The organism is Mesorhizobium sp. M5C.F.Cr.IN.023.01.1.1 (assembly GCF_003997585.1).
Lineage (GTDB): Bacteria > Pseudomonadota > Alphaproteobacteria > Rhizobiales > Rhizobiaceae > Mesorhizobium > Mesorhizobium wenxiniae.
Genome location: NZ_RZSU01000043.1, coordinates 14405 through 39579, shown reverse-complemented (window position 1 = coordinate 39579; position 25175 = coordinate 14405). Strand labels below are relative to the sequence as shown.

The window sequence follows — 25175 nt, the reverse complement described above, 5'->3', positions numbered from 1 at the left end:
GGGAGGAAAGAATGGCAATTCTGCTTAACCGGGACACCCGCGTAATCGTACAGGGATTTACCGGCAAGATCGGCAGTTTTCACGCCGAGGACATGAAGCGTTACGGCACTAATGTGGTCGGCGGCGTCACACCCGGTAAGGGCGGCCAGACACATCTCGGCCTGCCGGTGTTCAACACCGTCAAGGACGCGGCGCGCGAGACCCGCGCCGAGGCGAGCATCGTCTTCGTGCCGCCGCCTTTCGCTGCGGATTCGATCATGGAAGCGGCAGACGCCGGCATCAGATTCTGCGTCTGCATCACCGACGGCATCCCGTCGCAGGACATGATGCGGGTGAAGCGCTACATGCGCCGCTACCGCTACGAAGACCGGCTGCGGCTGATCGGACCCAATTGCGCCGGCATCATCACGCCCGGCCAGGCTCTGATGGGCATCATGCCGGGGTCGATCTACCTGCCCGGGCGTGTCGGCATTGTTGGGCGCTCCGGAACCCTGGGCTACGAGGCGGCGTCGCAGATGAAGGCGATGGGCATCGGGGTCTCGACCAGCGTCGGCATCGGCGGCGATCCGATCAACGGCTCGTCCTTCCGCGACATCCTCGAACTGTTCGAAAACGATGACGGTACGGACGCCGTGGTGATGATCGGCGAAATCGGCGGTTCGCAGGAAGCGGAAGCCGCACTCTGGGCGCGCGACAACATGAAGAAGCCGCTGATCGCCTACATCGCCGGCCTTTCCGCGCCGAAGGGCCGCCGCATGGGCCATGCCGGCGCAATCATCTCCGCCTTCGGCGAGTCGGCTCAAGAGAAGGTCGAGATCCTCAAGGAAGCCGGCGTCATCATCGTGCCGACGCCGGCTTCGTTCGGCGAGGTCGTGGCCGGCGTAATGGCCGATCGGACGAAGGCCGCATAGAGCAACATGCCGGTCAATTTGAGGACCGGGTAAAAGGAGCCGCTTGGTCGCATTGTGTCCAAGACGACGAAGCTTGCAAATCAGCGCGACTTTCGGCGGCGTTTCGGACAAATGATGTCCCGGCCCGCGTCTTGCGAAAGCCAAGTTGCGGGGCGTCTTTAGCAGATTGAACAGTGGATGAATGAAACCACGTCGTTGTGGGTCAGCACGTCACCGCTACCTGTCATGCTAAGCGGGCTGTGGCATGGGGTGGCGTAGTAGCTCGGTCTTGGGCTGCTAAAATCGGGGATTGTCTCCGCCGCCAATGCCCTAAAAGGGGCCATGCGCGACGCCAATTTGCCTAGACGGTTTCACGACGCCCTTCGGGCAGGATATTTGCACGGCCGTGGGCCGTCCCAGGTGGTCCATCTGATCTGAATGACGCCAGCCTGGCCGTCCTGCAGTGTTTTCCAGAAGAGCCCCCCTCGGCGTCGCTCTTCCGTGGATCAAGCGGCAGGTCACATTTCCACCGTTGTCCGGCTATTTGGCTTCAACAAAAGGCCGCAGCCCACCCCGGAGATGCGCCGAGCCTTTTCACAAGGGGAGGTGAAGCTGCGCATGGAGCGCAAATAACGCAGGTTTTCTGCGATTGGACGAAGAGGTCCGCGCGAAGCAGGCCTCTGAAGCATGCTAGGTTGGGAACCAGCACGGATTGGGCATGAATGCTTGGTCCGGTCAGCCAACCTAGGTGCAGAGGACGACTACAAATGGACTTTGAGAAACCCTTTCAGCCGGCGGAGTATCGACGCCGTATCCAAGACGTGAAGAGACGGATGGAGGAAGCAGGATTCGACCTGCTAATCTGCCAAGACCCCGCAAATATGTGCTGGCTGACCGGCTATGACGCCTGGTCCTTCTATACGCCACAAGTGGTTCTATTGCACCTAAAATCGGACACGCCGATTTGGATAGGGCGGCTGGTCGACGTGAACGGCGCTCGTGCCACGACGGACTTGCCTGCTGACAACATTATCAATTTTTCCGACGACCGACTTCATCATGTGGAGCTGCATCCCTACGACGAAGTTAGCGAAATTATAAAATCCCGCGGTTGGGGATCTGATCGCATAGGGGTCGAGCTCGATGCGCATTTTTATACAGCGCGTGCGCATCAGCACCTTGTCAACGGCCTTCCAAATGCAAAGTTCTCTGACAGCCGCGGCCTCGTTAATTGGGCCCGACTCGTCAAATCCGACGCCGAACTTGTCTACATGAGGGAAGCGGGTCGGATTGTCAGCCACACCATGCGCCAGGCGATCAACAATCTGAAGCCAGGAGTTCCTGAATACGAAATCGTCGCTCAGATTTATGCTGATCAGACAAGAGGCGTTGATGGAAAGTACGGTGATTATACAAGCCTCTGTCCATTGATACAGGTTGACGAGAAGACGAACGCTCCACACCTCACATGGTCGGACAAGCCCCTGCCAGAGTCGGGGCTGGTTCTCCTGGAGATTGGAGCGGCCAGGCGCCATTATCACGCGCCTCTGACGCGTACGGTCTACATGGGAAAGCCACCTAAGGAGGCCCAACACCTCGCCAATGCCATCATCGAAGGTGGCGACGCTGTTCTAGAAATGGCAAAGCCGGGTGTAATCGTCGACGAACTGAACACCGTTTGGCTGAGCGTTCTGAACCGCCACGGGTACGTCAAAAAAGGCCGTTCCGGCTACTCAATCGGCATGAATTTTCCGCCAGACTGGGGCGAGCGTACTGTGAGCATTCGCGCCGGCGAAAAGACCGTGCTCCAGGCTGGCATGTGCTTCCATTTCCAATCAGGAGTGAGGCCTCCTGCCTTCGGAGCCGCAATCTCGGAGTCGTTTGTTGTTACCGAAAAGGGTGGCGAGCGGCTAGCCGACGTCGCACGAGAGTTGATAGTCGTAGACTAGCTGAAAGCTTTTAGGCAGCCGGATTGGGAAGGTGGCCGAAGTGCTTCGCTTCCCAATCCGTTAACTCTTCATCTTACCCGGAAGAGCGCTGAGTTTACCTGCCGGGCAACTATCAGTATTCCGGCCACTCATGACCCATTCAATGCCACAGATCTTTCGCAATCGACGCGAGATCGTGCCCACGGAAGGGTGTAGCTGAGGACTTGGTCGCCGCGCGCTCTGGCATGCAGCCGGCGTATCAGCCCACAGCCGGCAGGCCCATAAGCGGATCATCGCTCATCTGGCCTAACAAGCTCTTCATCGCCATGAGCAGGAGCAGCGCACCTGCGAGGCGGACTATGGCATCTCCTTGGAGAAGAAGCCGCCGACCATTGTCTTCCGCTTGATCTAGCCGGTGAGCCGATCTTTGGTACTATGCAGCTTCGCGCGGCAGCCGTGATGGCGCTGGAGACTTCACCGGATCTGGTCAGCAGCGGCCGCTATTAGTCGTTCCCGCCAACCTCCCGCACGACTGCGGTCAGCGTCTTTAAGAGGGAATTAGGAGCCCTCCGCAGCTTGGGATGCGCAAGCTCGAGGGTGCCGACGCGCGTCTCACAGTCGCGCTCGGGACGGCCGTGGCACTGGGCAAGCGCGGGTTCTTTTCGCCGGGGGGCGGTCGGTGAGCGCGGCGTTCGCCTTCAGCTTCCTCGGCCGCTCGGGGGCAAAGGCGACCACGTCGCGCAGGATATGGGGGTTGGGGTCTTCTCTCCGGGCATGCCCAGGTTCATCATTTTGTTGGCTGTCGATGGTTTCCTCGAGCGGTTTGTGTCGGCAACCTACATGATGCAGCCGCAATCCACTCGCTAGCCGCAGCGCTATCGAGGGACCAGCCGCGAAGGACGCGGCCATCGCCTGAGCTCGTGTAGGCGCGCGACCCAGCCTTGGGTCAAGGGCCGCTGTCTGAGAGATGGCGCAGTTTACCATCTGGGTGCTCGGACACGCTTTGGAAGTGTTCGCAATCGGACCAACCCTGACTTCATCAGCGCCGCCCGTTCTCCCGCGCAATAATTCAGCGCCCAACCGAAGAATACGCAGAACGACACCGCTTTTGCGGCTCAATTAGCGCGATCTACGCGAGCTTCGCCCCTTAGTCTGCTGGAAAATGACTGACTCATGATCATAAGGCCGGAAATGGCGCGGAAGCGGCCCGCATAAGCTCAAGATGGCCGAACTCGTCGAAACACCTTGCCGCTGCCAGTTCCGAGTGAAACCGAACAAGGATACATATGATTACGAATCCGCCTTTCCGTCCTCGTGAAACAGCGACTCGCCACCACGAGATCCTCATAGTTGGTGGAGGGATCGCGGGAGCAAGTGTTGCCTTTCACCTTGCAAGGAACGGTAAGAAGGACGTCGCACTCTTGGAGCGCAACAGTCTTACGTCCGGTACAACTTGGCACGCTGCGGGTTTGATCATGCAGACGCGTGGGACACACGCACTGACGGAGATCGCAAAATACAATGCTGAACTTTACTCCGCGCTGGAGGCCGAGACTGGCCAAGCTACCGGATTCAAGCGAAATGGCACGCTTGGGGTCGCCAGAACCAAGGAACGCCTATACGAAACTGCACGCAACGCCTCGATCGCCAAAAGTTTTGGCCTTGAGGCCAACATGATCTCGCCTAGCGAGGCGAAAAAACTCTATCCAGCGCTCAACGCGTCAATCATCGAAGGCGCAGTCTTTATCCCTGGTGACGGCCAAACCAATCCTGTCGACACATGCATGGCGTTAGCTCTTGGCGCCAAAAAGAACGGCGTAAAAATTTCCGAAAACGCAGAAGTCACAGACCTCTGGCGTACCGCAGACGGACGCTACCAAGTTCGGACTAACGACGGAGTTGTTGAAGCTGAAATTCTCGTGCTTGCGTGTGGGCTTTGGACCAGAGAACTTGCGTCGAAGTTAGGTGCACGAATTCCGATATACGCTGCAGAGCACTTTTATGTGGTGACCGAAGCCATGGATTTTGTGACGCCCACCTTGCCAGTGCTACGCGACACCGACGGGCATGTGTATCTGAAGGAAGATACAGGAAAGCTCTTGGTTGGTGCCTTCGAGCCTTGGGGAAAACCTTTGCCGATGGGGAAGCTTCCGAAGGAAACGGCGTACATCGAGCTTCCTGAAGACTGGGATCACTTTGAGCTACCGATGACCAAAGCGATAGAGATTGTTCCTGATCTTGCGAACTGCGGCATTGCAAAGTTTTTCAATGGTCCTGAAAGTTTCACCCCTGACCTTCTGTTCATGATTGGTGAAGTTCCTGGATCGAAAAATCTTTTCGTTTCGACAGGTTATAATTCAGAGGGCATTGAATACGGCGCGGGAGCCGGACGAGCTCTGGCAGAGTGGATCATTGCCGGTGAGCCTCAGATGGATATCAGCTTCGTGGATGTCGCCCGTTTCCATCCCTTCCAGATCAATAAACGATATTTGCACGATCGCACAGCCGAAGTGTTGGGTCTTCACTATAGGATGCACTGGCCGGCTTACCAGTCTGAGACCTCCCGAGGTGTCCGCAAAAGCGCTCTTCACGACCGGTGGGCGAGGCTTGGAGCTAGCTTTGGCGAAGGAATGGGATGGGAGCGTCCCATGTGGTTCGCGGGGGAGGGGGAATCGACTACAAACGTCTACTCCTACGACGAGCCGAACTGGTTCAAATATACCAGTCAGGAGTGCAAGGCTGCCCGCAACAATGCCATCTTGTTGGACCAAAGCTCTTTCGGCAAACACTTGGTTCAGGGTCGCGATGCGTGCCGTTTCCTACAGTGGCTTTGCGCCGGCAACGTGGATGTACCTGTGGGAAAGCTGGTATACACCCACATGCTCAATGAAAAGGGCGGGATAGAGACGGACATCACTGTAAACCGATTGTCGCAGACAGAGTTCCTAATCATCTCGTCAGCGACCGTCCATCCTCGAGATAAGGCCTGGATAACAAAACACATTACTGACGAATGGAATGTCACGGTCACCGATCTCACGTCTGGGTACGCGGTCTTGTCATTGCAAGGCCCGCGATCGCGCGAGATCCTATCGAAGGTAACCGACACAGATCTGGCGAATTCGGCGTTCCCATTCGCTACCAGTCAGGAAATCGATATCGGATATGCTCGTGTGATAGCCAACAGGCTGACTTATGTCGGAGAACTTGGCTGGGAGCTTCATATTCCAACCGAGATGGCACAGCACGTGTTTGATGTTGTTTGGGAGGCCGGCCAGGCGTATGGCCTCAAGGCTGCAGGGTACCACGCGCTTGAACATCTGCGGTCCGAGCGCGCCTACCGAGAATACCAGCTCGATCTAACACCAGTTGATACGTTGCTTGAAGCGGGGTTAGGATTTACAGTGGACTGGAATAAAGAAGGCGGCTTTATAGGAAAAGACGCGTTGACGTCCCAGAAAAATTCCGGACCGCTTAAAAAACGACTGGTATCATTCAAGCTTCGCGATCCGAAGCCTGTCCTCTTTCATGAAGAGCTTATCCGCTGTGACGGGAGGATTGTCGGATATATTTCGTCCGGCGTGAAGAGCTTTACGATCGGAACGTCAATCGGAATGGGATATGTAAACCACCCCGCTGGTGTCACGAAGGACCTGATTGAAAACAGTCGATGGGAAATCGAGATCGCCGGCAAACTCTATGAATGCGACGCGTCGCTCCGGGCGTTTTTCGATCCAAACGGCGATCGGGCTAAACAATAGGGCGTGCGCCACCATGGAGGCGGAGCGAGCTGGTTCTCTTCTGTCCCCCGGAGGGATCCGCTCCGCAACTACTTCGAAGCCCGGAGGCCCACTTTCCTTGTGGCCTATTGGACCGCTCGGCCCGCGGAGCTATGACGAGGCTTCGATGAGCTCCGAGTTGGAGGCTTCCAACTGACGTGCGCCTCCGAGCCAACTGCGCCAGCGCAATGACTGAGGTAATCGTGGTGACGAAGGCTCCAGAAATAGAGCGCATCGAGAAAGATCCGCTTGGCCCTGTAAGCATCCCGGTCGATGCCTATTATGGCCCGCAAACGGCTCGGGGCATCGCTAACTTCCCGATTTCTGGTATCCGGATCAGCCATTTTCCGAACTTCATCAAGTCGCTTGCCTACGTGAAAATGGCAGCGGCACGCGCCAACGCGGCGCTCGGCGATCTGGACAAGCAAAAGGCCGATGTCATCTGCCAGGTCTGCGAAGAAATCGCGGCCGGCAGGCATCTCAGCCATTTCCCGCTCGATGTGTTTCAAGGCGGCGCAGGCACCTCGACCAACATGAACATCAATGAAGTGATCGCCAACCGCGGCCTGGAAATCATGGGACTGCCACGCGGACAATATGACCAACTGCATCCCAATAACGACGTCAACTTCGCTCAATCGACAAACGATGTTTATCCTACAGCGATCCGTCTTGCGATCCTTCTTTCACGCGGCGCATTGCAACGAGCTTTGGAGCAACTCGCGAGTGAGTTGGAGGGCAAGGCGGAAAACTTTTCGGACGTGATCAAACTGGGCCGCACGCAGTTGCAAGACGCAGTTCCGATGACGCTTGGCCAGGAGTTTCAGGCTTTCGCGACCACACTGCGGGAAGATGTGGCCCGTCTCGGTGAGATTGGCGATTTCTTCCATGAAATCAATCTCGGTGGCACGGCGATTGGCACCGGCATCAATACGAACCCCGACTACCAGGCGGCAGCAGTCGCCGAGTTGCGCGCGATTTCCGGCCTGCCCGTCGTCCCGGCCGGAAATCTGATCGAAGCCTGCTGGGATACCGGTGCCTTCGTGCTCTTCTCGGGAATGCTGAAGCGGACGGCCACGAAACTCTCGAAGATATGCAATGATCTGCGGCTGCTTTCCAGCGGCCCACGTGGGGGACTGAACGAAATCAATTTGCCAGCGCTTCAGCCCGGCTCCTCGATCATGCCCGGAAAGGTCAATCCTGTAGTACCGGAGGTGGTCAATCAGGTCGCCTTTCAGATCATCGGTTACGATCTCACGATCACACTCGCCTCCGAAGCGGGACAGCTGCAGCTGAACGTGATGGAGCCGGTGATCGCCTACAATTTACTGCACTCGCTTGAGCTTCTGACCAATGCCGTCGATGTTCTGCGCACGAAGTGCGTCGTGGGCATTACCGCCAATGCAGAGACTTGCCGCAGACATCTCGAAGCCAGCACCGCCGTGGCAACAGCTCTGACGCCCGCGATCGGGTATGATCGGGCGGCGGAGCTTGCAAAGTTAGTCTTGTCCTCCGGTAAAACGATCCGCGAAGTCCTGGCCGAGCAGCTGGACCTTTCGGAGGAGCTCATCGCACAGGCCGCCGATCCGCACCTTTTGACCCGCCCCATGCCATCGCGACCGGCTTCACAACAGCGGGCCGAAGATTGATCGACTGATCTGCGCAGCGGCGCTGTGCCCGGACACCGACGCTGCATCTGTCGGCGCGCCGTGTTCGAACATACACGGACCAGGGATCGCTCAGAGGTGGTGCGGTCGAAGGACTCTTCCGCAGTAAGCCCGCAGACCCGCAGAATGGTTCCGGCCGAGTTCAACGTTACCAGGCCAGGTTGCCCTTTGGCTGACCACCATTCACCTTCCGAGCAGCAGTGCTTCGCGGTTCATACCGACCACGAAGCCGCTCCAACTGGCTAGCCAGATTCACTGTCCGCCTGCGGCGAAAGCCGACAGAGCCCGGACGGTTGTCAGCGCCTTTTGGTCGGGTAGGCGGGTCGGATACTCGGCAGTGAAGCAGGCGTCGCAGAATTGAGGCTGTTTGTTCTCACGGGCCGTTTCGCCGAGAGCTCGATAAAGCCCGTCGATCGACAGGAAGCCAAGCGAATCGACACGGATAAATTTGGCCATTTCCTCGATCGACATGCGCGACGCTAAAAGTTTCGCCGTCTCGGGCGTGTCGACGCCGTAGAAGCATGAGGAGCGTGTCGGCGGCGAAGCAACGCGCATATGAACTTCCTTCGCGCCGGCATCGCGCAGCAACTGTACGATCTTCTGGCTGGTTGTGCCTCGCACTACGGAATCGTCGACCAGCACGATCCGCTTATCCTCGATCATCCGGCGATTGGCATTGTGCTTCAGCTTGACGCCCATGTGGCGGATGGAATCCGTCGGCTGGATGAAGGTGCGGCCTACATAGTGGTTGCGGATGATGCCGAGCTCGAAGGGCAGGCCGGCGGCTTGGGCGAAGCCGATCGCGGCCGGCGTGCCGCCGTCGGGCACAGGCACTACGATATCGGCATCGACCGGGTTCTCGATGGCGAGCTCGGCGCCAATCTTCTTCCGCACTTCATAGACGTTGCGGCCCTCGATCGACGAATCCGGACGAGAGAAATAGACATACTCGAAAATGCAGAACCGCGGTTTCTGCGTTTCGAACGGGAACAGGCTCTCCACTCCCTCAGCGGTGACGATGACCATCTCGCCAGGCTTGAGGTCTCGAACAAAGCGCGCACCGATGATGTCGAGCGCGCAGGTCTCTGAGGCCAGGATCCAGGCGCCGTCAAGTTCGCCTAGTACCAGCGGCCGGATCCCGAGCGCGTCGCGGCAGCCGATCATTTTTGTGGGGGAGAGCGCTACCAATGAGAATGCGCCCTCCAGTTGGCGAACCGCATCTATGAAGCGCGAAATGACGTCCTTCCCGCTGCTGGTTGCGATGAGATGCAGGATCGTTTCGGTGTCGGAGGTCGACGAGAAGATCGAACCCTGCTTCTGCAGCGTACGCTGCAGCGTCATCGCATTGGTGATGTTGCCGTTGTGGGCGATGGCAAAGCCGCCGTCGGCCAACTCGGCGAAGAAAGGCTGTACGTTGCTCAGCCCGGGTCCGCCCGCGGTGGCGTAGCGGGTGTGGCCGATGGCGCGCGTGCCCTTCAGCCGGTCGAGGACCGGCTGCTTGGTAAAGGTGTCGCCGATCAGGCCGACATGACGTTCGACGTGGAACTGCGTGCCGTCATAGGAGACAATGCCCGCCGCCTCCGGGCCCCGGTGCTGCAGGGCATGCAAGCCGAGGGTTACGATAGTGGCCGCATCCAAGGGGCCAAAGACACCGAATATGCCGCATTCATCATGAAAATGATCATCGGCCTCCGCAGAGAAGAGTTTATCTGCCTCAAACATTTGTCATGGTCATTATGGGAAGCCCAAGATCAGGTAAGCTGTCGTCTTCGCCTGGATCGGACCATGAGGCCGCGGCTGTCGGCTGCGAAGCCCCCAGCCGATATCCGTCCCAATGCGCCAGCCTCTTGCCGCATCGAGGTCAGAGATGATCATCCGGCAACGGCGGGATCAACTGTAAGTAGCTTGGTAGGGCTTGAAATCTACCGTAAGGCACTTGGTCCCGCGAAGCCGAAGTCATCGCGGGATCCTATTCTTGCGTGATTGTGCCAGTGGTCGCTAGTAGGTCAGCATGATCTTCTGGTAGATGTCGACCGCTTTGGCCAATTGATCAATCTCCACGTACTCATTGGCAGTATGGGCCTGATCAATACTCCCAGGTCCCAGAATAACGCAGGGAATACCTCCCAACGACAGCTGACTCGCATCCGTCCCATATGGAACTCCGCGGTGCTGGCCCGTTCCGGCAACTTCAGCACAGGCCTTTGCCGCCACCGCGGCGATTTTTGTGGCTTCCGCACTCGGGGGAGCTGGATCTTCCAGAGCGGGTAGCAGCGAGCGCACCTTGATCTTATCGGGACCCTGGCGCAGGCCCTCCAGGATGTTTTCTACCTCCTGGAGCGCGTCCGCCGGTCGCTCTCCCGGTATGAGCCGCCGGTCGATCCACACCCGGCAGGATGGCGGTACCGTCGCCAATTCCGCACCCCCTTCGATGAGCGTGATCGTGAGGGTCGGGGGGCTGACCAGGGGGTGCACGCGTTGGGATAAAGTCTCATTAATCTTGTCGAGCGCCAAGATAACCTTGGCCATTCCTGTGATCGCGTTCACTCCGAGATGGGGCTTGGAGCTGTGAGCGGGCACACCCTCCACTTCAACCTGCCAGCGGACCGATCCTTTATGTGCAACGACAAGCTCCAAGTCAGTAGGCTCACCGACCACTGCGGCCTCGTAGGATACACCTGATTGAGCGATTTTTCGCGCCCCCTTCTTTCGGTATTCTTCGTCGACGCTTGCACCTAGGACAATCGTGTATCGTGGCTTACGGTCCCCCAGGGTGCTAAGAGCCATGAGCATTGCCGCGAGCGGGCCCTTATCGTCACAACTTCCTCGCCCATAAATCCGACCATCCCGTTCGTCCGGCGAAAAAGGATCTGCCTCCCAATTATCAACCGGCACCGTGTCCATGTGGGATATGAACAGGACACGCTTGTCGGGCTCCTGCCCAGGAACCCAGGTGAAGAAGTTGGCGCGGCCGTCGGTGACTTCCTGATACTCAAAGGGCAGATTACGCTCTCGGCAAAAGGCCTCGAGGAACTCAGCGACCTTTTGTTCACCGCTCCCCTTTGCCGACGCTGAAGGGTTGATGCTCTCAATTTTTATGAGTTGTTTGAGAAGCTCTACCGTTTGTGTGCTGATGGACGACATGAATACTCCTATCCCTCCTTGAGAACGCAAGCTTGCGGCTATGCCAGCCAGTTCTTTGCCAGGCCGACAACTCGGTCAGCCTCGTCTGCTGTGTTGTATAAATGTAGCGAGAAGCGCAGCATTCCCCGGCGTGCTGAGACGATCACCTGGTTTTTCAATAAATGCTCGTGCAGCGACTGAATGCGGCTATCGGCTTTTCCCGAACTAGGTGCTGGATCTCCGAGAGCAACAATACTTCCGGTGTGATCCCCTGGCGTTCCGCCGCAGACCGGGAGCCCGAGGTCTAGGAGGCCCGACGCCAGTCGCCTTGCAACCGATGTAACGCTTTGTTCAATGGCGGGCGTGCCGATTTCCATCAGCTGTCCGATGGATGCGTGGACCGCTATGACGCCGGGAAAATTGAAATGGCCAATCTCAAAACGGGGCGCGCCGGCGCGCAATTTTACCGAATCGAATATTGGAGCCGACTCTGGTGCGTCGCCCAAATCGACACTAAAGCGGGCGAGGTAGGCAGGGCTTAGGCGATCCGCCCATTCCCGGCGGCAATATAGAAATCCCAACCCATAGAGGCCCATCAACCCCTTGTAAGATGAAGCCACCAAACCGTCGACGCCAAGCAGTTTGACATCGGTATGGAGGATGCCAACTGATTGGGAGGCGTCGGCCAAAAGAAAGGCGCCAAGACGCTTGCAGGCCTCGGCTATCGGCTCCATCACTGTCTTGAAACCTGGCACCATTGTGACAGTCGATACTGTAACGATACGGGTGCGCGAGTCGATTTGATCGATAGTAGCGTCGCACGGGATTGCGCCGTTATCAGATTCTACAATCCGCAGCTCAACTCCGTGCTTGTCCCTGACTTGCAGCCAAGGAAGGATGTTATTTGCGTGCTCCAATTGGCGGCACAGGACAACATTGTCTCCGGGCTTCCAAGGAATCGCGTTTCCGATTATGTTAATGCCTTCCGATGCATTCTTCGTAACAGCGATTTCGTCCTTTTCGGCCCCAATAAATTGAGCAAATCTGGAGCGTGTTTGCTCGACAAGCTGCATCATTCCTTCTTCGTCATTCAAGCCGTTTAGTCGATTATCAAGGTGCTGATCCATGGACGTACGGGTGGTTCTGGATATGAGCCCCTGATTTGCAACATCCATGTAAATGGCGCTTTGGGTGGCTGGAAATTCCTGCCGGAGGACGTCCAAAGGAAGAAAATGGCTTGTCATGCTCATCATCAGGTCCGTGTTCATGGGTAAAGAGCGCAAAACCTACTCAGGACGCCCATTTCTGCAGTTGTGGGCAACGAAAATGCCTTGATTCAGAAGTCGTCGAGCTACTTTGCGGACGATCATACATTCGGCCGAACTTATAAGGACAAGAGGGTCACCACCGGGAGGCAATTGCCTTTTCGCTGATCGGATCATTTTATGGCTTGATCCTTGTGGAACTCAGGCTAATATCGGGTGAGCCAAGCAGTTTTTCTGCGCAAATCTCACTTTTTTGCAGTGATCATCAAATGGACCTGGATCGAGTTGATCGTAAGCTTCTCAACGCAGTGCAGCGCGACAATCGCCTGACGACAGCCGAACTGGGCGAACTTGCGGGCCTTTCTGCGACCGCTTGTCAGCGGCGACTGAAGCGACTGCGTGATGAAGGTGTGATCGAGGCTGACGTTGCCATAGTCTCGCCACAAGCCGTGGGTCGTCCCATGCTCATGCTGGCGTCGATCAGTCTCGAGCGTGAGCGGGTAGATATAATTGATCGGTTCAAGCAAGCGGTCCGGCGCACGCCTGAGATCATGAGTGCGTACTATGTAACGGGTGAAGCCGATTTCGTTCTCTTAATCTCTGTCCAAGACATGGCCGAGTATGAGGCATTTACCCGCCGATTTTTTCATGAGTCTGATATCAAAGCAGTCAAGACGATGGTCGTAATGGATCGGATCAAGGCATCCTTGGCTCTGCCTATTGAAGAATAACGGCAGTATGCGCCCGCATCCAGGTTTACGCCGGCACTTTACGGTCTTAAGCGCATCAACTTGGTAGCCATCGCTGTTGGTCCGGAGATATGCGATTTAGGGCGGCTAGGCGTCTTTATCTCGACGCCCTCATCAGCCTGACCGCAAGCTCGCCTGTGGGCCGCTGCATCGATGACTCCGCTTTTGTCGGCTACACTTGTAGGCTTTCAAACTGCGCCGGGATCAGTGCCCCACCTGCGAACATCGTCCGGGGCGATGCCCTGCGATCGGATGTCTCCGCTGCCGATCAGCGCTGGCGCCGCCTGCTTGAGAACTGCATCAGCATGATGTTGGCCGGGGTCCACCACCACGTATTCGCGGCTGTGAGACGTCCCTATTGATCTTCCTTGAGCCGCGGGTGCTCAGAACAAAACATGCAAACGCTGAGCACTAGCAATGCCGGGGTAGCCCGACGAAATATTGGATGAACGCTGCGCTTTTGGCCATGCCCCTGCAGCAAGGTCGCGTATCTTCTTGGGGCAGCACTAGGCGCACTTGGAACGAAAAGCCGGGTGTCCGCTGGCGTTCGGCAATCTTCTACACCTCAGTAATCCGGGTTGCGCGCGACACGGTAGAAAAACGCAGCTTTCCTGCTCGAAACAGGCATGATTTATGCAAATCGCGTCCTTATCGGCCCTACATCTAAACAGCGCTGACTGCTTCGGCTTTGTTGTGGGGATGGATCGACACGAGATCGTCTCTCATCTGCCGGTGTCGAGGCCGCCGATCGACGGCTCGCGCTAGGGCTCTCGATCCAGATCGCTTGGAGGTATGGCAATGGACGTTACAACGCAACTCATTAGGCATGTTCTCAATTCCAATCTGGAGGCGATACCTGAGCAAGCGATAGAACGTGCGAAGCTTTCAATCCTTGACACAATCGCGTGCGCCATTGGCGGATCGAATGATCCTATCGCCCGCTTCTCTCGCGACTTGGGCGCGTTGTCTGGCGGCAGGCCAGAATGTACGGTTTGGATCTCCGGTGAGAAGCTGCCCGCCAGCTTGGCGGCCCTGGTCAATGCGACGACGGCCAGAGCCCTTGATTTTGATGAGACATATGAGCTCTGTATCAACGGTTGCCACGCAAGCGCCTATGACGTGCCGCCGGCGTTAGCACTCGCCGAACGCGACCCTTCCATTACCGGGAGCGAATTGCTCTGCGCAGTCGCGACGGCCATCGATTTGCACGTGCGCCTTGCCCGCAGCGTCACGACCAACGCCATAGAAACAGGACGCGACAATATGGTCGCGGTCTGGGGCGCATCCGCAGTCAGTGCCAAGTTGCTGAGGCTTGATGAAGTAAAAACCCGCAATGCGTTCGGGATCGCTTACGCGCACGCTGCTGGAGAATTGCAAATGTACGAAGAGGCTGCTCACACAGTCTCGCTGCAGCAGGGGTTGCGGGCACGTGCTGGACTGGAGTCAGCACTATCAGCAATGGTGGGCTTCAACGGACCGCGGGATCCGTTCTTTGGGAGGTACGGCTTTTACAAGGCCTTCGAACCCGCCTACGATCTTGATTTGCTTATGGACAAACTCGGGAATGAGTATGTGAACGCTTCCATCAGCTTCAAGCCGTGGCCTGCCTGTAAATGCGTACATCCTGCGATCGACGGCCTTCTGCAATTGCGGCAGAGGTACAAATTTACTGGCGAGGATATTGTCTCAATCGAGCTCGGATTGAATCGTCTCGCTGAGGATTTTGTAGTCCAGCCACGCGATCAAAAATGGGATCCGAAGGATCCAGTCGTAGCGCGTTTCAGCCTGCCGTACGCCACAGCTGTCGCGGCCCAGCGCGGCGAAGTTGCAATTCGCGATTTCCTTCCTGATGCGCTTGGGGATCAGGCCGTTCGCCGGATCATGGCGCTCACTAAAATTGAAGTTGATCCGGACATCGAACGCACGCACGGCCTTTATTCCAACTCGCCGGTGACGGTCAAAGTGAGGCTAAAAGGCGGAGCGGAGCATTTCATCCGAGTCGACAAGGCATTCGGACACCCGGAAAATCCGGCTTCGCTCGCTGATGGTGTGCGGAAATTAAAAGCTTGTGCGGAAATGTCCATGGTCCCGTTTTCCGAGAAACAACTCGGATCGATCGGCGACTTCATCAACCACCTCGATAAGCAGCCCACGTTGGCACCGCTATTCGAGCTGTTAGTGGGCGGCAGGTAGTTCCGGCGAATCTAATCACTGAGACGAGCTGATATCGAAATAGGCAATCCTTATGAACTCGAATGTTAACGGTGCTGCCTCTCTGTCTATGGCGATAGGAAGGTTTGTCAGCGGTCTGGAATTTGGCGCGCTGTCGCCAACCGATCTTACTACTCTGAAATTCGGGATCATGGACTGCTTGGCCTGCGTGATTGCGGGTGCAAGGGAGCCGGTAACCCGAATGGTGCTGGACACCATAGTGCCCGGAGCCGGTGAGGATAAAAAAGCAACAGTTCTTGCTCATTCCGTTCAAAGCTCCGCGCTCGGCGCGGCCCTCGCCAACGGTGTAATGGCACACGCTTGCGATTTCGACGACGTAAGCGACCCGATGTGCGGGCACCCTACTGCGCCCGCACTGCCGGCGATTTTGGCGGCTGGTGAACTGACAGATCGTTCGGGCCGAGATGTCCTTCTCGCATATGCCGCTGCCATTGAAGTGATGACAAAGCTCGGCCGTGCTTCTGGTTACGAGCTTTATCAGTCCGGTTGGCACGCCACCGCAGCACTCGGCGTGTTTGGCGCTGCCGCCGGAGCCGCGAAGATACTCGGACTCGACGCTGAACATACAGCTACCGCCATCGGCATTGCCGCCTCCCGTGTAGCCGGTATTCGTGCGAATATCGGCTCGATGGTAAAGCCAATGCATTGCGGTTTTGCAGCGAGGGACGGCCTGGAGGCGGCGCTTTTAGCTGCGGCAGGGGCCACCGCAAGTCCCAATGCGCTCGAAGGCACAAACGGCTTTCTTAACACGTACATATCGCAGGGCGGGCGTTCCACCGACGTCGCTTCGCTCCTCGGCAATCCATTTGATATCCGAGAGCCAGGTATTGTTTTCAAAAAGTATCCCTCCTGCCTCGATACCCATTCGGCCATCGATGCTATTCTCGAATTACGCAATCGCCATAACATCCAACCTGAACACGTAAGGTCCATTCGATGCGTGCTTGCTCCGGGAGTGGGTGGTGACCTGGCGTACCATGCCCCTCAAGCGCCTATGGAGGGCAAGTTCAGTATGGAGTTTTGTTCCGCGGTTGCGCTGGCTCGGGGGCGCGTATCTCTCGCCGAATTCTCTCAAGAAGTAGTCGATGATCCAGTCATCCAGCGGCTGATCAACATTTCAAACATCGACTTCGATCCCGAACTAACCAGCCCCAACCCGAGAAGCTTCTGCGCTGCCGCCCGGGTTGAAATCTCGCTTGAGGACGGGCGGGTGATAGATAAGACGGTGCAATACATGCGCGGCCATCCGGAGAACCCGATGGCGGGGGATGAGTTTGTGTCCAAGTTCGAGGACTGCGCAAGATCCGTGCTGAGTCCCGCCAACACCGCCCGCGCGCTTGCGGCGATTGAGCAGATGGACCGGTTATCGGATTTAAGAGTTCTCATGTCAGCTCTCGTCGCAGACTGAAGACCTACGTACTCCGTGGGCCGGGCAAAGCGGCGAAATCGAACCGCGCATTGAGCGGAATTCCTCAAACGATTTCAGTATTTTGGATGACCATCCGCCACGTATCGCATTCTTCAGTTGTGTACCTCATGCGCGCGCATCTGTGTCCCGCAAAGACGGCAATATGTCAGCGCATTTGAGTGTCAGTCATCCAAATGCTCGCCCTAGGAAAGTCACCAATCCGGCCGACGTCCCTTTGGTGCGCGGATTCCAGCTCAAAAAGTCACTGCCCCGCGCGGTTACAGTTGTAGGGCGCCGTCCTTGTGGGATACTAGCTACGAGAAATGGAATCCCGCGCCAAATTGGAGCAGTTGTGAGAACGGGACTGATAGAACGCATAGAGTTCTTCCTGTCGAGAGAGCTCCCCGGAAGAAGTACGCAATCAAGTGCTGGCTTAGCTATAGGCACGCTACAAGGGCCTGTTCGCCAAGATAATCAAGACCGTGCAGCCGTAGCGACAGTCTCAATGCCATCTGGTCAGAAATTTCTTATCGCTCTTGTTTGCGATGGAATGGGGGGGATGGCTGCAGGAGGGGAGGCAGCGGCGTGCGCCGCGAGCAATTTCATCGGCCAGTTCGCCACGGCCTCGCGGCACCCTATCGAAAAAAAGCTTTATGAGGCGGTCTCTGCGGCGAATCTCGAGGTCTACCGGCGCTTTAGAGGCAGTGGGGGGACCACCCTTACTGCCATCGTAGCGACCGGCACGAGAGACGCCTGGGCGGTTCATGTGGGAGACAGTCGCCTCTATGAATGCAGCGGATCTGACGGGCTTAGCTTGATCACCCGAGATGATACGATTGGAGGACAGTTGCGCCCTCCTAGCGGTGCCAATGAAGACATTCTCGACAATAGACTACTTCAGTTTGTCGGCATTGGCGCAACTATCGAACCACATGTTTTTCGCCTCCCAAATGGCATGAGGTCGACCTATCTTTTGACATCTGATGGCGCACACAGCATCGGAAGAAAGACACTCGACGGGATAGCAAAGCACTCTCTCAGTCCCACTGAACTCGTTCGCAAAGTCATATATGTGGCAGAAGCTATTGGCGTTGAGGACAACTCTACAGCAGTCTCGATAGTGGGTTCTGAGGTTGGCTGGACGCCTAAGTTTGGTGAAGGGGTCGAACTGACGCTTTGGGGGCAAAGCGATAAGCTTGAGATATGGTTGGATGGCCCCCAAACACCCGCGTCGTCGGGGTTAGAGTTGCCCATAGACAAACCCCCGGCAACGATAGCTCCAAAGCAGAAGAAAACCCCACGTGTCCGGCAGAAGCCGAACAAAAAAGCCGAAAGCAACATTGCTAAAACTAAGGATGAAGTAGTAATTGCTAAGCCTCAGCTTAACATTGAATTCGGAAGCCAGGATAGCGAAGAATCATGATCAATCTTCCAAGTCGCTACGCCGTGGTGATACAGACTTTGTCGGGCGGGGGAATGTCAGACACGTTGGTCTGTCGCGATGAGAATCTCCAGCGTAAGGTGGTCGTCAAGTCGCTAAAGGCTGGTATCGAAAAGCACCGGTTAATGGACGAACTGTCAGCACTAGCAGACATACGGTCGAAATATGTGGTGCAGGTCTTAGACGTTTTGAGAGACGGGTCCGATATAGTCGGATTTGTGGAGGAATTCATTGAAGGATCTCCGTTGAAGCCCCTCGATCCCGCAACAAGCGAATCGAAAGCTCTTGGACTCCTTTATTCGATTATCTCCGGGATCAATGACATCCATTTAGCTAACCGCGTTCATCGAGATATCAAACCGGATAACATGAAGATCGATAATTCCGGGGTGTTGAAGATACTCGATTTTGGATTAGCCAAGATGAAGGCAGACGCAAAGACAAAACAGTTGTATTACACTCAGTTTTATACTGCCCCTGAGGTTTTTAAACTGGATAAAAACGGAAATCATAACTTTAATGCCTCAGTTGACGTTTTCGCATTTGGTGCAACCGCTCTGTGGCTTTTCAACGGGGGCAACCTTCCTCCAGAACTTGGTTGTACGCCTCCAACTGTCCCGGCGGTCCCAACGAATTTCGATAACATACCGTTGAAGCTTTCTGTTGGTACCACCGTGCTGCTCAACCGTTGCCTCAGTAGTAATCCATCTTCTAGACCGTCCGCAGCCGACCTAAAAACAGCGCTTGGAAAGCAGTTGCTCTACGGGAAGCATCGCATGCTTCTCACACATAACGGAACGGATCATGTGGTGGATGGTGCCAAGAAACAGGTGAAATTAAGCTCTGGATCGGACGCGGTTACGATAAGTTATAACGGGTTCGATTTTGTAGTCACTGCGTTCTCGGGTCATGTGCGCCATAACAATAAACAGATGATGATGGGGTACGTTCTGCAAGGATCATCTGTCATTGTACTGGGCGATCCTTCACTGCGTGGGCGAACGTCGATTACTGCGGACATATCCCATCCGGAGGTCATGAATTGAAGGGGCCGATTTCAACAGGTACGCCACCGCTGGCAGAGCGCTATGTACCCAAGCATTGGATTGGTGCAGGGGGAATGCAGCACGTTTATGTCGCTTTCGACATTCTGTTTGAGCGAGATGTTGCGTTGAAAACACCGAAAGACGACGCTGGGGTGAAGCGATTTAAGCAGTCGGCTGTAGTCAGTGCGCGGGTCAATCATCAAAACGTAGCAAAGACACTTGATTACTTTGAGGAAGGCGGCAGGCCGTATCTTGTAGAGGAGTTGATTCCAGATACCGACCTATTTGCTGTGATGGCTGGCAATCTTCCGTATTTGCCCCCTTCTACTTGTGCTCGTGTTTTGCATCAATTAGCGAAAGGTCTGGCCGCTTCGCATGCGGCTGACGTGGTCCATCGCGATTTGAAGCCTAGCAACATCATGGTCGTTGGAGGTGCATTGTTTCACGACGTGAAAATCACAGACTTTGGTATTGCTAAGATGGCTGAGGAGGAGATCGGGCAATGGGCGGAGGTCGGCGGCGCAACATCCTCGAAGACTGTTCTCGGCGCCATACCGTATATGTCACCAGAGGCGATCAATGATTTCAGGGTGGCGAAGAAATCCTCCGACGTGTGGGCGATTGCGGCCATAATCTACGAGCTTCTTTCTGGCGAGTTACCCTTTGGAACTGGCCTGAAATCAATTCCGAAGATTGTTGATGCCGTTCCGCCCAAAAAACCTAGCCTGTTAAACGGTGCACAGTTCAAGACACTTGGCGGTCAGCTGTATGACATCATTCTGCAGTGCTTAGATAAGGACATTACCAAACGCCCAACAGCGGAGCAGCTAGTTGGGCTCTGCGAAGTTCTGTGTTACGGAACGACAACCTATAGCTTTGGCACGGTGAGCCAAATACCGGGCGTAACGGGTCGCATCTTAGATGAGAAAGGTTCCGTCTTGATGTGGCACCCAAAATGCTTTTACGGATCGGGGTCGGTGAGTGTCGGCTCGCGGGTGTGGTTTGGGCGCGATTCCGGTCAGCCCTGGGATCGGGCTTTTCCGATTGTTAAGGCACTATTTTCGTAGCTTTCCTGGTTTTCCCAATCGTCGATGGCACGTTGGTAGTGTTGTCTAGCCAATTGGCTGTCGCATCAGACGGATCAGCTCCGTATGGCATTATCGCAGTATCAGAAGAGGAGAAGGCAGAGGTAGCCCGCTATTGTCTTTCGCAACCCGCCTGCTGGTACAGAGTAACCATTCGGCCTGGTCCTTGGTGACATAGGCGAGGTCGTCGAGGATCAGCAGGTGGAAGCGGTCGAGTCGGTTGATGGCGGCTTCGAGGCCGAGTTCGCGGCGCGCGACCTGAAGCTTCTGGACGAGATCAGTGGTGCGGGTGAACATGACCCGCCAGCCGTTCTCGATAAGGGCGAGGCCGATGGCCGAGGCGAGATGGCTCTTTCCGCCACCGGGCGGGCCGAACAGAAGCAGGTTCGCTCCCTTCTCGAGCCAGCTGTCGCCGGCGGTGATCGCCATCACCTGCGCCTTTGAGATCATCGGCACCGCCTCGAACTCGAAAGCATCGAGGGTCTTTCCCGGCAGCAGGCGGGCTTCGGCGAGATGCCGCTCAATGCGGCGTCGATCGCGTTCGGCCAGTTCGTGCTCGGTGATCGCGGCGAGAAAGCGGGCGGCGTGCCAACCTTCCTTGTCGGCCTGTTCGGCGAACTGGGGCCACATGACCTTGATGGCCGGCAGGCGCAGCTCGTTGAGGAGCAGGCTCAGCCTTGCGGCATCGACGGCGTTGTTGGTCTTCATGCCGCGTCTCCCGTCAGGCTGGCCCCGACCAGGGCTTCATAGGCGTTGAGCGGAGCAAGGCGCACGACGACATTCGGCAGCCGGGACGGATCGGGCGCGAACCGTTCCCGCAAGGCCGCCATGTCGGGCAATCGGCGCGCCTGCAGCGATGCGTCCAGCTGATCGGCCAGTTACCTCTCGCAGCCGCGCTCGTGCGCAATGGCGAGAAGATCCACCATGATGCGGCAAGCCTGCCGCTCCGGCAGCCGATCCATGAGCATGTCGAAGGTTCGCCGATAGGCCTCGCGCGGAAAGAGCTGGTCGCGGTAGACCAAGTTCAACAGCGCCATCGGCTTGCGGCGCAGCGAATGGATGACGTGCCGGTAATTGACGACCTGGTCGTGCTTGCCGGACGGCGAGGCCCGCCCGCGCGGCAGGGTCATGAGCTGCGTGCCGCCGATGAAGATATCCAGCCGATCGTCGAACAGGCGCACCCTGAGCCGGTGGCCGATCAGGCGTGAAGGCACGGTGTAGAACACCTTGCGCAGCGTAAAGCCGCCCGCCGACGTGACCCGCACAGAGACCTCCTCATAGTCGGACGTGCGCCGGACAGGCAGTTCCTGGAGTTCGGTGCGCTCGATGTCGATGCGCTTGGAATTGCGGGCGTTGACGCGGCTGACGATCTCGTCGACGAAGCAGCGATAGACGGCCAGATCGTCGAAATCGCTCGATCCCCTCATCAGCAATGCATCGTTGATCGCCCGCTTGAGATGGCCGTGAGAACCTTCGATGGAGCCATTCTCGTGCGCGATGCCGGCATTGTTGCGGGTCGCCGTCATGCCGTAATGGCCGCACAGTTCCTCGTAGCGATGCGTCAGGTCCGCGCGGGCATCCTTGTCCAGGTTGCGGAACGCCGCCGACAGGCTGTCGCTGCGGTGCTCGCGCGGTACCCCGCCGAGCAACCAGAGTGCGTTCTGCAGGGCCTTCAGCGAGCGCAACGAAGCTCTCGCCGCCGAGCACGACATGGGCATGCTCGAAGCCGGAATAGGCGAGTCGGAAATGGTAGAGACGGTGATCGAGCGGCTGTCCGGCGATGGTGACGCCAGCGCTGCCCATATCGGTGAAATCCGACAGGCCGAGGCGGCCGGGTTCGTGCGCTTGCCGGAAGATGACTTCCTGTTCCTCGCCATGGACAGCGCGCCAGGATCGGACGCGACGCTCGATCGTGCGGCGAATGGCGTTGCCCAGCTCGGGATGACGCCGCAGCATCTCCTCGAAGATGGCGACCGGTCGGATGCCGGGCGCGGTCCGCAGCAGCGGAACGATCTCGGCCTCAAAAATGTCGGCGAGCGGATCGGGGCGGCGCCGTTGTCGCGGAACCTTCCTCTGCGAGGGCAGCCTCGAATCCTTCTCGATGCGATAGGCCGTGGCCGTGCTGATCGACGCCTTCGCCGCCGCGACGGCCGTCGTATGGGTCTGCCGGAACTTCATGAAAAGCCTCATCTGGTGATCGGTTACGTGGCGGCCGGGCACAAAGTGATTCCTCCAAACGGAAAAACCACCGGCATACCCGGTCGGCCGCGAACACCAGACACGCTCCGAAAGGAACGCCGCCGGCGGCATTCTCATCCTGATTGACGCTGCGCTCTCACTTTGATTGCCGCACGCCGGGAACTGGGAATCTCCCGGAAGGTGGTGCGCAAGGTCCTGCGTTCGAGCGAGACGGAGTTCCGCTAGGAGCGCAAGCATCAGCCTTATCCCCGGATGGGAGCCTGGCGTGAGAAGCTGGATCTGCTGCTGTCGGCAAACGCGGCCAAACCGCAGCGTGAGCGGCTGACGCTGATCCGGATCTTCGAGGAGCTTCGCGGCCTCGGCTATGACGGCAGCTACAGTTCGGTGTGGCGGCATGCGCAGGACTGGGATGAGCAACGCGGCAGCGCCGCGGCCGAGGCCTACATTCCGCTTAGTTTTGCACCTGGCGAGGCCTACCAGTTCGACTGGAGTCACCGAGATCGTCCTGCTCGACGGCGTGACGGTGACAGTGAAGGTCGCGCACATGCGGCTCTGCCACAGCCGCATGTTCTTCGTGAGGGCCTATCCGCGCCAGACGCAGGAGATGGTGTTCGACGCGCATGACCGGGCGTTCGCCTTTTTCCGTGGCGCCTGCACGCGCGGCATCTACGACAACATGAAGACGGCGGTGGACGCTTCATCGGCAGGGATCGCCGCTACAACCGCCGCTTTGCGCAGATGTGCGGGCATTACCTTGTCGAGCCGGAGGCCTGCACACCGGCGGCCGGCTGGGAGAAGGGGCAACTCGAGAACCAGGTCGGGCTGGTGCGCGAGCGCTTCTTCACACCGAGGCTGCGCTTCAAGACGTTGGAGGATCTCAACGGCTGGCTGGCCGACAAATGCGTTGCCTAATGCCAAGGCGCGTCGGCATCCCGAACAGGGTGAGCGCACGATCTGGGACGTACTCGAAGAAGAACGCGCCAGCTTCATTCCCTATGCGGGTCGCTTCGACGGCTACCATTGCATTCCCGCGTCGGTGTCGAAGACCTGCACGGTGCGCTTCGACAACAACAAATACTCGGTGCTGTCGAGTGCCGTCGGTCGGCCCGTCTAGATCCATGCTTATGCCGACCGCATCGTCATCCGCCAGGATGGCGTGGTCGTGGGAGAACACGTTCGCTCCTTTGGCCGCAACGAGGTCGTCTACGATCCCTGGCACTACGTGCCGGTTCTGGCCCGCAAGCCTGGCGGACTACGCAACGGCGCGCCGTTCCGGGCCTGGGTTCTGCCGTCAGCCATGGAGAAGGTGCGCCGCAAGCTCAACGCTGCCGATGACGGCGACCGGCAGATGGTGTCGATCCTCACCTGCGTTCTGACCGACGGATTGAGCGCGGTCGAGAGCGCCTGTCAGGAAGCCCTCGATCATGGTGTCTCATCGGCGGCGGTGATCCTCAACATCCTGGCCCGCAGCCGCGATCCGGCGCCGGGCACGATCCTTTCCATTCCACAGGCGCTGAAGCTGGCTCACGAGCCGATCGCCGACTGCGCCCGCTATGACAGTCTCAGGAGGACAAACAGCCATGGAACGCACCGAAGTGCTGGAACTGATGGGAGCGCTGAAGCTCTACGGGATGCGATCGGCCTATGACGAGATCATGGGCGTCGCCATCAAGCGGCAGCACGAGCCGCCGAGGATCGTCGGCGATCTGCTGCAGGCTGAGATATCGGAGAAGCAGGCGCGCTCCATCAAATACCAGCTCACCGTCGCCAAGCTGCCGCTGGCGAAAGACATCGACGACTTCGACTTCACCGGGACGCCAGTCAACGAGAGTCTGATCCGTGATCTCGCCGGCGGCGCCTTCGTTGCCGATCAGCGCAACGTCGTCCTGGTCGGCGGCACCGGCACGGGCAAGTCGCATCTGGCGATCGCCATTGCCCGGGCACTGATCCGCAACGGTGCACGCGGGCGCTTCTTCAATGTCGTCGACCTGGTCAACAGGCTCGAGACCGAGACCCGTGCCGGCCGACAGGGACGTATCGCCGACCATCTCACTCGGCTCGACTTCGTCGTGTTCGATGAACTCGGCTATCTTCCCTTCGCCCAGGCCGGCGGGCAGTTGCTCTTCCATCTCGTCTCCAAGCTCTACGAGCGCACCAGCGTCATCATCACCACCAATCTTGCCTTCGGCGAATGGCCGAGCGTCTTCGGTGATGCCAAGATAACCACCGCGCTGCTCGATCGCCTTACGCATCATTGCGAGATCGTCGAGACCGGAAACGACTCCTGGCGCTTCAAGAGCCGCTCTCAAAGCTCACATGAGGATTAGCGCGTCAAGACATGGATTGTTTCCTTCCCGGTCGTC

Annotated in this window: 14 protein-coding genes and 3 pseudogenes; 12 read left to right on the top strand and 5 right to left on the bottom strand. The window is 57.5% G+C overall.

The annotated features are described in order from the left end of the window. Positions 1 to 11 precede the first annotated feature (11 nt). The 4 genes from sucD to EOA78_RS18355 all read left to right on the top strand — a co-directional run bounded on the left by sucD (position 12) and on the right by EOA78_RS18355 (position 8246). Entirely contained in the window at positions 12 to 911 is a 900-nt protein-coding gene (sucD, locus tag EOA78_RS18370) for a succinate--CoA ligase subunit alpha (RefSeq protein ID WP_127316353.1), read from the top strand. A gap of 746 nt (positions 912 to 1657) precedes the next feature. After that, positions 1658 to 2839 (top strand): Xaa-Pro peptidase family protein, encoded by a 1182-nt coding sequence (locus EOA78_RS18365; RefSeq protein ID WP_127316352.1) that lies wholly within the window; start codon positions 1658 to 1660, stop codon positions 2837 to 2839. A gap of 1265 nt (positions 2840 to 4104) precedes the next feature. Then, entirely contained in the window at positions 4105 to 6579 is a 2475-nt protein-coding gene (locus EOA78_RS18360) for an FAD-dependent oxidoreductase (RefSeq protein WP_127316351.1), read from the top strand. Between the two features lie 206 nt (positions 6580 to 6785). After that, positions 6786 to 8246, top strand: a complete 1461-nt coding sequence (locus EOA78_RS18355) for an aspartate ammonia-lyase (RefSeq protein WP_127316350.1) — start codon at positions 6786 to 6788, stop codon at positions 8244 to 8246. 270 nt (positions 8247 to 8516) lie between these two features. On the opposite strand, the gene purF is transcribed toward EOA78_RS18355, so the two are convergent. The 3 genes from purF to EOA78_RS18340 all read right to left on the bottom strand — a co-directional run bounded on the left by purF (position 8517) and on the right by EOA78_RS18340 (position 12637). Continuing rightward, positions 8517 to 9986: an amidophosphoribosyltransferase gene (purF, locus tag EOA78_RS18350; RefSeq protein WP_127316349.1), complete on the bottom strand. Its 1470-nt coding sequence runs from the start codon at positions 9984 to 9986 to the stop codon at positions 8517 to 8519. Between the two features lie 276 nt (positions 9987 to 10262). Beyond that, positions 10263 to 11408, bottom strand: a complete 1146-nt coding sequence (locus tag EOA78_RS18345; RefSeq protein ID WP_127316348.1) for a M20 family metallopeptidase — start codon at positions 11406 to 11408, stop codon at positions 10263 to 10265. Between the two features lie 38 nt (positions 11409 to 11446). Next, the gene (locus EOA78_RS18340) at positions 11447 to 12637 is read right to left on the bottom strand and encodes an aminotransferase class V-fold PLP-dependent enzyme (protein ID WP_245477579.1); all 1191 of its coding nucleotides are present in this window, start codon (positions 12635 to 12637) and stop codon (positions 11447 to 11449) included. A gap of 284 nt (positions 12638 to 12921) precedes the next feature. On the opposite strand from EOA78_RS18340, the gene EOA78_RS18335 reads away from it, so the two are divergent. From EOA78_RS18335 to EOA78_RS18310, 6 genes are all read left to right on the top strand, one after another. Then, positions 12922 to 13383 (top strand): Lrp/AsnC family transcriptional regulator, encoded by a 462-nt coding sequence (locus tag EOA78_RS18335; protein ID WP_126057703.1) that lies wholly within the window; start codon positions 12922 to 12924, stop codon positions 13381 to 13383. A gap of 816 nt (positions 13384 to 14199) precedes the next feature. Then, on the top strand, positions 14200 to 15594 hold the full coding sequence (locus EOA78_RS18330) for an MmgE/PrpD family protein (RefSeq protein ID WP_127316347.1): 1395 nt from the start codon (positions 14200 to 14202) through the stop codon (positions 15592 to 15594). A 52-nt stretch (positions 15595 to 15646) separates the two neighbouring features. Then, positions 15647 to 17041 carry an MmgE/PrpD family protein gene (locus tag EOA78_RS18325; protein ID WP_127316346.1) on the top strand — a complete coding sequence of 465 codons (1395 nt, stop codon included), beginning with the start codon at positions 15647 to 15649 and terminating at the stop codon, positions 17039 to 17041. A gap of 559 nt (positions 17042 to 17600) precedes the next feature. Beyond that, the gene (locus EOA78_RS18320; protein ID WP_127316345.1) at positions 17601 to 18464 is read left to right on the top strand and encodes a hypothetical protein; all 864 of its coding nucleotides are present in this window, start codon (positions 17601 to 17603) and stop codon (positions 18462 to 18464) included. Next, positions 18461 to 19528, top strand: a complete 1068-nt coding sequence (locus EOA78_RS18315; protein WP_127316344.1) for a serine/threonine-protein kinase — start codon at positions 18461 to 18463, stop codon at positions 19526 to 19528. The genes EOA78_RS18320 and EOA78_RS18315 overlap by 4 nt, the downstream gene beginning before the upstream one ends. Continuing rightward, positions 19525 to 20595 (top strand): serine/threonine-protein kinase, encoded by a 1071-nt coding sequence (locus EOA78_RS18310; RefSeq protein ID WP_127316343.1) that lies wholly within the window; start codon positions 19525 to 19527, stop codon positions 20593 to 20595. Before EOA78_RS18315 ends, EOA78_RS18310 begins: the two co-directional genes overlap by 4 nt. A 171-nt stretch (positions 20596 to 20766) precedes the next feature. Here the strand turns inward: EOA78_RS18310 and EOA78_RS18305 are convergent. After that, positions 20767 to 21321, bottom strand: a pseudogene (locus EOA78_RS18305) (ATP-binding protein); the annotation flags it as partial. Further along, positions 21318 to 22803, bottom strand: a pseudogene (gene istA / locus EOA78_RS18300) (IS21 family transposase). The pseudogenes EOA78_RS18305 and istA (EOA78_RS18300), both read right to left, overlap by 4 nt. A gap of 165 nt (positions 22804 to 22968) precedes the next feature. Between istA (EOA78_RS18300) and istA (EOA78_RS37110) the strand changes: the two are divergent. Together istA (EOA78_RS37110) and istB are read left to right on the top strand one after the other, a co-directional pair. After that, positions 22969 to 24460, top strand: a pseudogene (istA, locus tag EOA78_RS37110) (IS21 family transposase); the annotation flags it as partial. Continuing rightward, positions 24393 to 25139, top strand: a complete 747-nt coding sequence (istB, locus tag EOA78_RS18285; protein ID WP_127316339.1) for an IS21-like element helper ATPase IstB — start codon at positions 24393 to 24395, stop codon at positions 25137 to 25139. The pseudogene istA (EOA78_RS37110) and the gene istB, both read left to right, overlap by 68 nt. Positions 25140 to 25175 lie beyond the last annotated feature (36 nt).

Excerpts from the sequence above, each read along its gene's own strand:
- sucD (WP_127316353.1), top strand. The coding sequence starts at position 12 with ATGGCAATTCTGCTTAACCGGGACACCCGCGTAATCGTACAGGGATTT.
- EOA78_RS18365 (WP_127316352.1), top strand. The coding sequence starts at position 1,658 with ATGGACTTTGAGAAACCCTTTCAGCCGGCGGAGTATCGACGCCGTATC.
- EOA78_RS18360 (WP_127316351.1), top strand. The coding sequence starts at position 4,105 with ATGATTACGAATCCGCCTTTCCGTCCTCGTGAAACAGCGACTCGCCAC.
- EOA78_RS18355 (WP_127316350.1), top strand. The coding sequence starts at position 6,786 with ATGACTGAGGTAATCGTGGTGACGAAGGCTCCAGAAATAGAGCGCATC.
- purF (WP_127316349.1), bottom strand. The coding sequence starts at position 9,986 with ATGTTTGAGGCAGATAAACTCTTCTCTGCGGAGGCCGATGATCATTTT.
- EOA78_RS18345 (WP_127316348.1), bottom strand. The coding sequence starts at position 11,408 with ATGTCGTCCATCAGCACACAAACGGTAGAGCTTCTCAAACAACTCATA.
- EOA78_RS18340 (WP_245477579.1), bottom strand. The coding sequence starts at position 12,637 with ATGAGCATGACAAGCCATTTTCTTCCTTTGGACGTCCTCCGGCAGGAA.
- EOA78_RS18335 (WP_126057703.1), top strand. The coding sequence starts at position 12,922 with ATGGACCTGGATCGAGTTGATCGTAAGCTTCTCAACGCAGTGCAGCGC.
- EOA78_RS18330 (WP_127316347.1), top strand. The coding sequence starts at position 14,200 with ATGGACGTTACAACGCAACTCATTAGGCATGTTCTCAATTCCAATCTG.
- EOA78_RS18325 (WP_127316346.1), top strand. The coding sequence starts at position 15,647 with ATGAACTCGAATGTTAACGGTGCTGCCTCTCTGTCTATGGCGATAGGA.
- EOA78_RS18320 (WP_127316345.1), top strand. The coding sequence starts at position 17,601 with ATGGCTGCAGGAGGGGAGGCAGCGGCGTGCGCCGCGAGCAATTTCATC.
- EOA78_RS18315 (WP_127316344.1), top strand. The coding sequence starts at position 18,461 with ATGATCAATCTTCCAAGTCGCTACGCCGTGGTGATACAGACTTTGTCG.
- istB (WP_127316339.1), top strand. The coding sequence starts at position 24,393 with ATGGAACGCACCGAAGTGCTGGAACTGATGGGAGCGCTGAAGCTCTAC.